Below are 1,313 nucleotides of genomic sequence, written 5' to 3' on the forward strand. Positions count from 1 at the left end.
TTTGATGCGATCGGATGATCGCTGGCCAAGATGGGATGCGCGAGGCGAGCTCCAAACAACCTGGCGACCTGCTGGCGGCCAATGGGTCCCACGGAATGTCTCGCCTCGTTGATTGATCGATCGCTCCATCTGCTCTTGCAGCTTCCGGGTCGGCCGGCGCGCGAGCCCGCCGGTCGGCCAATCTTTGTCAGGCGGCGGTTGCCGGCATGGCATTCATCCGCGCCGCGTCGTAGCTCTCGCCGGTCACCATCAGCTTCCAGGCGATGCGGGCCACCTTGTTGGCGAGTGCCACGGCGGCCAGCTTGGGCGGCTTGCGCTTGAGCAGCGCGACCAGCCAGCCCCAGGGATGGCCGCGGCCGCGCCGCGCCTGCTGGATCACCGCGGTCGCCCCGATCACCAGCAGGCGGCGCAGGTCCTCGTCGCCGGCCCGCGTGATCTTGCCGAGCCTGGTCTTGCCGCCGGTGGAATGGTCCTTTGGTGTGAGGCCCATATGCGCGGCAAAGTGCCGGCCGGAGCGGAACGCGGCTGGATCGGGCGTCTTCATCACCATCCTGGTCGCAATGATCGGGCCGATCGAAGGGATTTGCGCCAGGCGCCGGCTGACGGCATTGGCGCGGTGCCAGGCCAACAGCTTGGCCTCGATCTCCTTCAGCTCGGTCCCGAGCCTTGCGTATTCACGCCCCTGCACCACGAACAGCTCACGCGCCAGCTCCGGAAGATTCTCGTCCTGCGCAATCCGCGCCAACAGCGGCTCGATCTTCTCCACCCCCTTGGCGGCGATCAGGCCGAACTCGGCGGCGTAGCCGCGGATCGCATTGCTCAGCTGGGTGCGCCGGGCGATCAGTCCGTCGCGGATCCCCGTCAGCATCAGCGCGGCCTGTTGCTCGGCCGTCTTGACCGGGACGAAGCGCATGCGCGGCCGCCCCATGGCTTCACACAATCCTTCCGCATCCCGCCCGTCGTTCTTGTTCCGCTGCACGTAGGGCTTCACCAGTTGCGGGGCCATCAGCTTCACCGCGTGACCGAGCTTGGAAAGCTCCCGCGCCCAATATTGCGAAGCCCCGCACGCCTCCATCCCGATCACCGTCGGCGGCAACTTGGCGAAATACTCCAGCACCTGCTTGCGCGACAGCCGCTTGCGCAGCACCGCCTGCTCGGCCGCATCAACCCCATGCAACTGAAAAATATGCTTCGACGTATCCATTCCAATGCGGATAATCTGCGTCACGAACGGCTCCCTCGTTTGAGATTTCGACAACCTCATTCTGGCACAACTGATGCCGTAGGGGGCCGTCCACCCCATCAACCACAGG

At 65.5% G+C, this 1,313-nt stretch carries 1 protein-coding gene; it reads right to left on the reverse strand.

Annotated features, from left to right (window positions below; genetic code table 11):
* Positions 1-187: 187 nt before the first annotated feature.
* On the reverse strand, positions 188-1,228 hold the full coding sequence (locus ACZIRK_RS45180) for an IS110 family RNA-guided transposase (protein WP_474419835.1): 1,041 nt from the start codon (positions 1,226-1,228) through the stop codon (positions 188-190).
* Positions 1,229-1,313: the final 85 nt, after the last annotated feature.

This window comes from Bradyrhizobium sp. Leo114 (assembly GCF_055229415.2).